Raw genomic sequence first — 12041 nt, forward strand, 5'->3', positions numbered from 1 at the left:
ATGACGACCTCCCATTCGCAGCACGCCGCCAGCACCGGCCAGCAGGCGCTGTGGCAGTACCACCAGCTCAACCCAACCAGCCCGGCATACAACATGGTCGCCGCCCGCGAACTGCGCGCCGACCTCGACCCCGCCACCCTGTGCCGGGCGTTCGCACGGGTGGTCGAGCACTGTGAAACCCTGCACTGCGGCTACCGCGAGCAGAACGGCGTTGTGTTCATGTACCACCCCGGGCAGGTCCGGGTGAACGCCAGCGTCGAGCACAACGATAGCCTGGACAGCAAAGGCGTCGCCGACTGGATCGAACAACACGCCGACCAGCCGTTCGACCTGGCCGCGGCGGACATCTGCCGACTGCGCCTGCTGCAGTGCCAGGGGCGTCTGTACCTGTGCATGGCCGCCCACCATATCAGCGGCGACTTCCTCAGCGTCGAATGGATGCTCAAGCTGACCTTCGCCGCCTACCATGCCGAACTCACCGGCGAGCCGCTGGTGCTGCCCCAGGCCGGGCTGTACTTCGACTGGCTGGACGAGCAACGCGAACTGCAGGCCGAGCACAAGCTCGGCGCGGCCGCCGCCTACTGGCGCGAGCAGCTCACGGGCAACCCGACGGCGCTGACCCTGGCCGCCGACCGCCCTCGCCCACGCACGCCCGGCTTTGCCGGCGGCGAAGTCGAATTACTGCTGGACCAGGCCCGCAGCGACCAGCTGCGCCAGTTGGCCGAGGCGCATGGCGTCAGCCTGTACGTGGTGCTGGCGACCCTGTTCCAGGTATTCATGCACCGCTACACCGGCCAGGACGATTTCCTGATCGGCACGCCGACCATGGACCGCCACAAGGCCCGCTACAAGGAACTGATCGGTTTCACCCTCAACAGCCTGCCGCTGCGCGCCCGTTTCGGCCATGCCCCGAGCCTGGCCGACTGCCTGCGCGACACCGCCCAGCAACTGCGCGAAGCCCTGCGCCATCGCCGCTACCCGGCGGCGCTCCTGCAACAGGAGGTCGCCAGCGGCCCCCTGTTCCACTGCATGATGACCTACATGCCAAGCCGGCGTGACGATGCCTTCGCCGACTACAGCGTACGCGAGCACCTGTTCACCCAGCGTGGCGCCGCCAATGAACTGAACCTGCGCTGGCAGGACGACGGCGTACAATTGCTGGCGCAGTGGCGCTATCGCAGTGACCTGTTCGATGCCGAACGTATCGCCCGCCTGGCTGAAGACTTCGCCTGGTTCGCCGGCAACGCCCTGGCGCACCTGGACGCCCCCGTTCACCAGTTGCCCGCAGCGCCACCGGCCAACAGCGCGCGTCGCGCCGGTGCCTGCCAACCGCCGGCCTTCGCCACTGCCACGGCCGCCTTCGATCACCAGGTCCGCAACCACGGCCAGCGCACCGCCCTGCGCGATGCCGACGGCAGCCTGAGCTACGCCGAACTGGACCAGGCCGCCAGCGCGCTGGCCGAGCGCTTGCGTGAAGCGGGCGCCGGCGCCGGTCAGATCATCGCCATCACCCTGCCCCGCAGCCGCGCACTGATCACCGCCATGCTGGCCAGCTGGAAACTCGGCGCGGCCTACCTGTGCCTGGACCCAACCCTGCCCACCGCACGGCAGCGGCAATTGCTCGAAGACAGCGCCGCCAGCGTGCTGATCGACCCCACCCACACGCTGCACGGCCTGGCCCGCAACGCCAGCGTCGCAAGCGCTGATGCGCACCCGCTGCAACTGGCCTACCTGATCTACACCTCCGGCTCCACCGGCACGCCCAAGGCGGTGCGGGTGACCCAGGGCAACTTGATCCACTACGCCGAGGCCGTGCTCAAGCCATTGGCCCTGAGCCCTGACGCCAGCCTGACCGCGCTGGCCAGCGTCGCCGCCGACCTGGGCTACACCGCCTGGTTCGGCGCACTGCTCAGCGGCCGCACCCTGCAGTTGATCAGCGACGAGCTGGCCAGCGCCCCGGAGGAACTGGCCCAGTTCCTGGCGAGCAACCCGGTCGACTGCCTGAAGATCGTGCCCTCGCACCTCGGTGCCCTGCTCGCCGTGGCCGAACCGCAACGCCTGCTGCCCCACCAGTGCCTGGTACTCGGCGGCGAAGGCCTGGACCTGGCCCTGATCAGGCGCATCCAGGCCCTGGCCCCGGGCTGCCGGATCGTCAACCACTACGGTCCCACGGAAAGCACGGTCGGCTGCCTGACCCACGCCGTGCAGGACGACGCCCCGAGCCTGTCCGGGTTCGCCCCGGTCGGCCAGCCGCTGGACAACGTCCAGGCCCAGGTGCTCGACCAGCACCTCACGCTGCTGCCGCTGGGCAGCATCGGCGAGCTGTACATCGGCGGCGCCGGGGTGGCCGACGGCTACCTGGGACAACCGGGCCTGACGGCCCGCCAGTTCATTCCCGACCCGTTCTCAGGCTTGGGCCAGCGCCTCTACCGCACCGGCGATCGCGTGCGCATGCTGGCCAGCGGCGCCATCGAATTCCTCGGCCGGATGGACGACCAGGTCAAGATCCGCGGTTTCCGTGTCGAACCCGGCGAGGTCGAGGCCTGCCTGCGCGCCTGTGCCGGGGTGCGCGAAGCGGCGGTGCTCGCCCGTGCCCTCAACGAAGGCGAAGCACCACGGCTGATCGCCTACCTGGTGGCCGAGCCCGGGCTGGACCATGATCGACTGCGCCGGCAACTGGCCGAACAACTGCCCGAGCCGCTGGTGCCCAGCCTGTACCTGGAGCTCGACCGCCTGCCCCGCCTGGGCAACGGCAAGGTCGACCGCCACAACCTGCCACTCCCGACCCCGGGCCAACCCGCCGCGCAGCAGCAAGACGCCCCACGCGACCCGGTCGAAGCAGTGTTGCTGACACTGTGGCGCGAAATTCTGGACAAGCCGACACTGTCGATCCATGACGATTTCTTCGCCCAGGGCGGCGACTCGATCATGGCGCTGCAACTGATCGCCAAGGCAAGCAAGGCCCAGCTCAAGTTCACCCCCAAGCATTTCTTCGCCCACCCCACCATCGCCCGCCTCGCGGCCACCCTGGACTCGCCGCTCAAGGCCCTGGAGGCGCAATTGCTGGCGGTCTGGCGCGAGGTGCTGGAGCGCCCGGACATCGGCCGCGAGGATGACTTCTTCGGCGTTGGCGGCGACTCCATCATCGCCCTGCAGGTGATCGCCAAGGCCCGCAAGCTGGGCGTGAAATTCAGCCCGAAGGAACTGTTCGCCCACCCGCGCATCGACGCCCTGGCCCTGCTGGTCAGCCAGCGCCAGCCGACACAGCCCGCCCCCGTCACGCCAGCGCCGGCAACACCAGCCAGCGTCTCGGTGTCGCTCGGCGCCGACCAGCGCCAAGCCTTGCAACCGCTGGTCGGCACAGCCCTGGAAGACGCCTACCCGCTCTCGCCGTTGCAGAAAGGCCTGCTGTTCCACAGCCTGCTCGAAGGCGCCAGCGGGGTGTACGTGAACCAGCTGCAGGCCGAGCTGCAAGGCCCACTGGACGCCGAGCGCTACCTGGCCGCCTGGCACGCCACCTTCGCCGCGCACCCGCTGATGCGCACGGCGATTCTGTGGCAAGGGCTGGACGAACCGATGCAAGGCGTGTGCAGTGAACTGACCCTGCCGGTGCAACGCCTGGACTGGAGCGCCCTCGACGCGACGCAGCGCCAGCAGGCCCTGGACGCTTACTGCCAGGCCGACCGCGCACAAGGCTTCGACCCACAGCGCCCACCGCTGCAGCGGGTGGCGCTGATCTACCTCGACGCGCAGCACAGCTGGCTGATCTGGAGCCGCCACCACCTGATTGCCGACGGCTGGAGCTCGGTGATGCTGATGGAGGAAATCCTGGCCCGCTACAACGGCCTCGCCGTGCCATCCCGCCCGCCCTACCGCGACTATATCGCCTGGCTCGCGGCGCAACCGGCCGAGCACAGCCTGCAGTACTGGCAGCAGCACCTGGCGAACTTCGAGGGCGTCGGCAGCCTGCCGGCCCTGAACCCGGCCGAGCCCGTCACCCCGCGCTACCACAGCCACAGCCTGCGCCTGAGCGAGGCCCACAGCCGCCGCCTGAATGACCTTGGCAAGGCCTGCCGGGTCACCCTCAACACCTTGATGCAAGCCGCCTGGGGCCTGCTACTGGCCCGCGGCAACAACCACACCGAGGTCATGTTCGGCGTCACCAGCAGCGGCCGCCCGGACGCACTGGCCGATGCCGGGCAAATGCTCGGGGTGTTCATCAATACCCTGCCGCTGCGCCTGCGCACGGCCCCCGACATGGCCCTGTGCGACTACCTGCAACAGGTGCAGGCGGTCAGCGTGGCCATGCGTGAGCACGAGCAGACGCCACTGGCGCAGATCCTCCAGCAGCACCCTCGCGGTGCCGGTCTGTTCGATACCCTGCTGGTGTTCCAGAACCTGCCGGCGCTCAGCGAACGGCAGTTGCAGGCTGGCGAACTGACCTTCAAGGTCCTCGACAACCTTGAGCAGACCAGCTACGGCCTGACCGTCGAAGTGCTGCCAGGCCGTTGCCTGGAAGTGCTGTTCAGCGCCGACGCCCAGCGCCTGCCCGCCGTCGCGCTGGAGCGCCTGGGCGATGACCTGCTGAACCTGCTGCAGGCGCTGGACTGCCCGCCGGACACCCGCCTCGAGCAGCTCACCACGCTCAGCCCGGCACAGCATCGACGCCTGCTGGACTGGGGGCTCAACCCGGCCGACTACAGCCTCGAACACAGCTGGGAAGCGCGGGTGGCCGCCCAGGTCGCGGCCCACCCCGAGCGCATTGTCGCCCGCTGTGCCGAGCAGTCGCTGACCTACGCGCAACTGTGGCAGCACTCCGAACGCCTGGCCCGCGGCCTGCAGGCCCTCGGCGCGCGGCCCGACCAGCCGGTGGCACTGCTGGCCGAGCGCGGCATCGAATGGTTCTGCCTGATGGTCGCGACCCTGCGTGCCGGCTGCGCCTGGCTGCCGCTGGAGCCCTCGCAGCCGCCGGCACGCTGGCAACAGGTACTGGCGCGCCTGGAAGCGCCACTGGTGGTCTGCAGCCAGGCCTACGCCGAACCCCTGGCCTCGGTCTACCAGGGCCACCGCGCACTGCCTGCCGACCTGCTGGAGATGAGCGCCACCGGCATGCTGCCGAGCGAGCCGGCGCGCGCCGACCAGCTGGCCTACGTGCTGTTCACCTCCGGCTCCACCGGTCAACCCAAAGGCGTGATGGTGCCTCGCGCCGGCATGCTCAACAACATGCTGGCCAAGCTGCGGCCCCTGGGCCTGAACGCCGACGACGTGATCGCCCAGACCGCCCCGGCCTGTTTCGACATCTCGGTCTGGCAGACCCTCACCGCACCGCTGTTCGGCGCCTGCGTGGAGATCATCGGCGATCATCTGGTCCGCGACCCGCAGGCGCTGCTGCAGCTGGTGCGCGAGCGCCGGGTCAGCCTGCTCGAACCGGTGCCGGCGCTGCTGCAGGCGATGCTCGAAAGCCTCGATGGCCAGCCGCTGCCACTGCCGCACCTGCGCTGGGTACTGCCCACCGGCGAGGCGCTGCCGGTCGCCACCGCTCAGGAATGGTTCCGTCATTACCCGCAGATCCCGTTGATGAACGCCTACGGCCCGGCCGAATGCTCCGATGACGTAGCCTTCCAGCCGCTGTACCAGGCCCCTGGCCAAGGCGCCAACGTGGCCATCGGCCGGCCCACCGCCAACAGCGAGCTGTACGTGCTGGGCCACGACCTGCAACCGGTGGCCGACGGCGTGGTCGGCGAACTGGCCATCGGCGGTATCGGTGTCAGCCGCGGCTACCTGGCCGACCCGGCACGTACTGCCGCCAGCTTCATCCCCAACCCGTTCGGCGCGCCGGGCAGCCGCCTGTACCTGAGCGGCGACCTGGCCCGCTGGGACGCCGACGGCGTCCTGCAGTACCTGGGCCGCAAGGACTTCCAGCTCAAGCTGCGGGGCTTCCGTATCGAGCCCGGCGAGATCGAGGCGCACCTGGAGCGCCACCCGGATGTGCTGCGCGCCATGGTCAGCCTGCAACACTTGGGCGGCAGCGACATGCTAGTTGGCTACTGGCAGGGACGCAGCGGCCATCAGCTCGATGACAACCTGCTGGCCCAGCACGTGCGCGACAGCCTGCCGGCGTACATGGTGCCGTCGCTGTGGGTCGCCATGGACACCTGGCCGACCAACGCCAACGGCAAGGTCGATCGCAAGGCCCTGCCGCCACCGTCGCTGCAACAGGCCGAGGTCGAACCCCTGGCCAGCGAAAACGAGCGATTGCTGGGCGAGCTGTGGGCGACGCTGCTGCCCGCCCAGCCACTGGGGCGCAACAGCCACTTCTTCGAGGCCGGCGGCCACTCGCTGCTGGCCACCCGGCTGATCGCCCGGGTTCGCCAGCGCTGCGCCCTGGAGCTGCCGCTGCGCAGCGTGTTCGAGGCACCGCTGCTGTGGCAACTGGCCGCCCGCCTGGATGCCCTGGCCGCCGAGCCGGCCCAGGCCACGGCGGGCCCGCAACTGCTGCCGGTAGCGCGCCAGGCGCACATGCCGCTGTCGCTCAGCCAGCAACGGCTGTGGATGGTCGATCGCCTGCACGGCCCGTCGGCGGCCTACAACATGGCCGCCAGCCTGACCCTGGACGGGCCGCTGGAAATGCCCGCGCTGCGCGCCACCTTCAATGCCCTGCTGGCGCGCCACGAAGTGCTGCGCAGCAGCTACCAGGACATCGACGGCGAGCCGATCACCCTGATCGCCGAACAGCTGGAACTGGACGTCACCCTGCGCGATCTCAGCGCGCTGGACGACGCCCAGCGCCAGCAGGTGGCCGAACAGGAAAGCCTGGACAACCTGCGCCTGCCATTCGACCTGCGCCAGGCCCCGCTGATCAGGGCCCGGGTGCTCAAGCTCGGTGAGCAACAGCATCTGCTGTTGCTGGCCCTGCACCACATGGTCGCCGACGGCTGGTCGGTGGGCGTGCTGGTCAACGAGTTCAGCCAGCTGTATGCCAACCTGCGCGAGGGGCGCCAGGCACCGTTGCCGGCGCTGCCGGTGCAGTACGCCGACTACGCGGCCTGGCAGCGCCAATGCCTGCAAGGCGCCGCACTGGAGCGCGAGGTCGACTTCTGGCAGGGCCAGTTGCACGACGCGCCCCAGGTGCTGGCCCTGCCCAGCGACTGGCCGCGCCCGGCCCAGGCCGACGCCCGCGGCGCCGCCAGGGCGCTGGAAATTCCCGCGCCACTGCTGGCCCGCCTGGAAGCCCTGGCCCTGGCCGAAGGGGTGAGCCTGTACATGCTCCTGCTGGCCAGCTTCGAGCTGCTGCTGCACGCGGTCACCGGTGCCGACGACCTGCTGCTGGGCACCGACGTCGCCGGCCGCGAGGAGGCCAACCTCGAAGGCCTGATCGGCTTCTTCGTCAATGTCCTGCCGCTGCGCTCGCGCCGGCTGGCCGGCGAAAGCCTGCGCGCGTTCCTCGGCCGCACCCGCGACACCTGCCTGCAGGCCCTGGAGCACCAGGCGCTGCCGTTCGACCGCATCGTCGAGGCGCTGCAGGTCCCGCGCGAGCGTAGCCGCAACCCACTGGTGCAGGCGCTGTTCGTGCTGCAGAACACCCCCGAGGGCGACTTCTCGATCCCAGGGCTCGAGGTGCGCATGCGGCCTGCCGCCGAACGCACCAGCAAGTTCGACATGGCGCTGTTCCTCGAGCGCCACGGCGAGGTCATGCGCGGCGACTGGGTTTACGCCCGCGCCCTGTTCAAGGGCGAGCGCATCGACGCACTGATCGACGCCTGGCTGAACCTGCTGCAACAGGTGGTCGACCAGCCCCACGCCGCCCTTGCCCATTTCACCGTCACGCTGCCCACCGTGGAGACACCGGCCTTGGCAAAACCAGCCCCATCGTCCAGCAAGCTCGACAAACTGAAGAAACTCCCGGCCCGCGCCGCCGCGCCCCGGCCACTGATCCGCACCTCGGCGCTGCAACCCGGCCGCGAGTTCCCGCTGCTGATCGAGCCCGTGGCCCCGGACCTGGACCCGGTGGGTTGGGCGCAGAGCTCCCGCGACCTGATCGACACCCTGCTGTGCCAACACGGTGGCCTGCTGTTCCGCGGTTTCGCCCTGGACGACCCGAAAGCCTTCGAAGCCTTCGCCGAAGCCATTCACCCCGGCCTGTTCGGCGGCTACGGCGACCTGCCGAAGAAGGAAGGTGGGCGCAACATCTACCGCTCCACGCCTTACCCGGAGCGGGAAATGATCCTGTTCCACAACGAGAGCTCGCACCTGCCCCGCTCGCCGCGCAAGCAGTGGTTCTACTGTGAGCAACCGTCGCCGGTCGGCGGCGCCACGCCGATCGTCGACTGCCGCGAGCTGTACCGGCAACTGCCGCCGGAGCTGGCCGAAGCCTTCGAACGCAAGGGCCTGCTGTACGTGCGCACCTTCACCGAGCGCCTGGACGTCAATTGGCGGGAGTTCTTCAAGACCGACAGCCGCGAGCAGGTCGAGGACCTGTGCCGGGCCAGCAACACCGAGTTCCGCTGGCTGGCCAACGACGAACTGCAAACCCGTACCCGTTGCCCGGCGGTGATCCGCCACCCGCTGAGCGGCGAGCGCAGCTTCTTCAACCAGTTGCAGCTGCACCACACCTTGTGCCTGGAGCCCCAGGTACGCGAAGACCTGCTCAACATGGTCGGCCAGGAGCGTATGCCGCGCCAGGTGTACTTCGGTGACGGCAGCCCGATCGACGACGCCAGCATGGCCCTGATCGGTCGCCTGTACGAAGCCTGCGCGGTGCGTTTCGACTGGCAGCGCGGCGACGTGGTGATGCTCGACAACCTGATCGCCGCCCACGCCCGCGACCCGTACGAAGGCCCGCGCAAGATCGCCGTCGCCATGGGCGACATGCATGAACCGGCCCAGCTGGCCGCCCGACACACCGCAATGGAACTGCAGGATCAGACCGCGCAATGAACCACACCCTGGATTTGAGCCACGACCTACCCCTCAGCGCCGAACAGGCCCTGGCCGTGCAGCACGGTCGCGCGCCCCTGCAGCTGGGCGTCAACCTTGCCGGGCCCCTGCAGCCGGGCCGCCTGCACGAAGCCTTGCTGCAGGTGATCGAGCGCCACACCAGCCTGCGCGTGGCGCTGCGCCCATCGACCCTCTACCGCAGCCTGCGCCAGAGCGTGGTCGCCAGCACCCTCGACTGGCACCTGCTGGACGCCGGGCAGCACGCCGAGGCCCAGGCCCTGGCCGCCCAGCCGCTGGCCATCGACCAGGGTGCCCTGGTGCGCGCTGTCCTGCGCCAGCAGGGCCCCGAACAGTGGCGGCTGGACCTGTACGTCGCCACCTGCGCCAGCGACCGGCTGAGCCTGCAGAACCTGCTCGGCGAGCTGGCCGCGCTGTATGCCCAGCCCGATGCGCCACTGGAGGAAGCCTTCCAGTACAGCCAGTACGTCGAGTGGCGCAACGACCTGGACGCCGATGAGGAAGCCCCCGCCGGGCGTGCCTACTGGGCCGGCCTGCGCCTGGAACACCTGGCCCCGGTACGCCTGGGCAGCCTCGCCGAGGCCTCGCCGCAGGCCCCTGGCAACGCCGTGCAACAGGCCCTGCCCGAAACGCTGCAGGCACAGTTGCAACAACTGGCCGAAAGCGCCGGGCAAGCACTGGATACCGTGCTGCAGGCAGCCTGGTGGGCGCTGCTGGCGCGCATCGGCGGCAACGCCGAGTTCATCGCCGGCTGGCAACAGGACTGCCGCTTCGACTATGAGACCCTGGCCAACGGCATCGGCGTCTACGAGAAGATCCTGCCCCTGGCCCTGGCACCTGCGCTCGACCAACCCTTCAGCGCCTGGCTGCAACGCCTGGCCGAACAGCTCGAAAGCCATGCCCAGCAACAGGAGTACTGGAACGTCGCCGACACCACGCTGACGCTGCAGCGCACCGTCGGTTTCAACCTGGTGCGCCACAGCGCGGCGTTCGCCAGCGGCGGCCTGCGCTGGTCGGTCGATACCCTGCCCGGCGCCGATTCGGGCTTCGAACTGGCGCTGCAGGTAACCCTCGACGCCCAGGGCCAGCTGCAGCCACTGAGCCTGCAGTCACCCACCGCGCAGTACCCCGAGGCCGACCTGCGCTGCCTGCTGGAGCAGTATGCACAGCTACTCGAAGCACTGGTCGAACAGCCACGCCAGCGCGCCATCGGCGAACTGCCACTGAGCCCGGCGGCGCATCAGCGCCTGCAGCAAAGCCTGCGCGGCCCACAGCGCGACTTCGGCAGCCGCCCGCTGATCGAGCGCCTGGCCCACTGGGCGCAGCACAGCCCCGACGCCCCGGCGCTGATGGCCGCGGGGCAGACCTTGAGCTATGCCCAGCTGCATGCGCAGGTCGAGCACCTTGCCGGGGTGCTGCAGGCGCGCGGCATCGGTCGCGGCGCCAACGTCGCGCTGCTGCTGCCACGCTCGGCCGAGCTGCTGCTCGGCATGCTCGCCGTGCTGCGCGCCGGCGCCGCCTACGTACCACTGGACCCGGCCTGGCCACAGGCGCGCGTCGAGCGGATCCTCGCCGACGCCCAGCCGCAGCTGTTGATCGGCGGCCCGCAGGGCAACGCCCTGGCCGAGCTGCTCCAAGCCCCCGCCGCCGCACCGGCCGACCCTGACATCAGCCTGGCCGATGCCGCCTACCTGCTGTACACCTCCGGCACCAGCGGCGAGCCCAAGGGCGTGCTCATCGAGCACGGCCAACTGCTCAACTACACTGCCGCGGTCAGCGAAGCGCTCAGCCTGGCGCAGTGCCGGCGTTTCGCCCTGATTTCCTCGGTGGCCGCCGACCTTGGCAACACCACCCTCTACGCCGCGCTGTGGACCGGTGGTTGCCTGGTGCTGGCCGACGACCAGGCCAGCCGCGATGCCGCCGCCTTCGCCCGCTATCTCGAAGCCGGGCAAGTCGACTGCCTGAAGATCGTGCCTTCGCACCTGGCGGCGCTGCTCGAAGGCCAGCAGGCCTGCAGCCTGCCCCAGGTGCTGATCCTCGGCGGCGAGGCCTGCCCCGGCAGCCTGCGCCAGCGCATCGAACAGCTGGCGCCGGGCAGCCGCGTGCACAACCACTACGGCCCCACCGAAACCACCGTGGGCGTGCTGTACAGCCTCGACCAGGGCTACAGCCCACGCGCCCCGCTTGGCCTCGAACACGCCCTGGCCAACACCTGGGTGCGCCTGCTCGAAGCCACGCCGGCCGGCCTGCAACCGGCCCCGCTCGGCGCCCTGGGCGAGCTGTACATCGGCGGCGCCCAGGTCTGCCGTGGCTACCTGAACCGCAGCTCCGATGCCTTCATCGACGACCCGCTGCACCCCGGCCAGCGCCTGTACCGCAGTGGCGACCTGGCGCGCCTGTCGGCCAGTGGCCAGCTGCAACTGGCCGGGCGCAGCGACAAGCAGATCAAGATCCGCGGTTTCCGCGTCGAGCCCGGCGAACTGGAAGCGGCCCTGGCCGCCCTCGAAGGGGTCAGCCAGGCCGTGGTGCAGTTCCACAACGCCAGGCTGCTGGCCTATGCCGTCAGCCAGCGCGACAGCGCCGCGTTGCTCGGCGAACTGCGCACTCGGCTGCCCGACTTCCTGGTGCCGGCGCAACTGCTGTGCCTGGCCGAGCTGCCACGCCTGGCCAACGGCAAGGTCGACTTCGGCGCGCTGCCGAGCGCCGACAGCCAGGCCAGCGAGCGGGTCGAGCTGCCACCGCGCGACGCCCTCGATGCGTTGCTCGTCGACCTCTACAAGGAGCTGCTCGAACGGGCGGCCCTGAGCATCGACGACAGCCTGTTCGACCTCGGCGGCCATTCGCTGATCGTCATCAAGCTGTGCACCCGCCTGCGCAGCCTGCTGCAACTGGAAGTGGCCCCGGCGCTGGTGTTCGACCACCCCAGCGTGGCGGCGCTGGCAGATGCCCTGCGCGCCCAGGAAAGCCAGCCAGGCAAGCTGCTGAAGATCGCCGAGCTGCGTCGCATGCTGGCGGCGATGTCGCCCGAGGAACGCGCCGCCCTGCAGGCCCGCGCCCAATCCGCCGCTGCGCCAAGGAGCTGATGC

Annotated in this window: 2 protein-coding genes; both read left to right on the forward strand. The window is 69.9% G+C overall.

What is annotated here, in order from left to right:
- Entirely contained in the window at positions 1 to 8937 is an 8937-nt protein-coding gene (locus tag LOY51_RS15120; RefSeq protein WP_258641823.1) for a non-ribosomal peptide synthetase, read from the forward strand.
- Positions 8934 to 12038 (forward strand): amino acid adenylation domain-containing protein, encoded by a 3105-nt coding sequence (locus LOY51_RS15125; protein ID WP_258641825.1) that lies wholly within the window; start codon positions 8934 to 8936, stop codon positions 12036 to 12038. The genes LOY51_RS15120 and LOY51_RS15125 overlap by 4 nt, the downstream gene beginning before the upstream one ends.
- The last annotated feature ends 3 nt before the right edge of the window (positions 12039 to 12041 follow it).

Source organism: Pseudomonas sichuanensis (assembly GCF_024749065.1).
Taxonomy (GTDB): domain Bacteria; phylum Pseudomonadota; class Gammaproteobacteria; order Pseudomonadales; family Pseudomonadaceae; genus Aquipseudomonas; species Aquipseudomonas sichuanensis.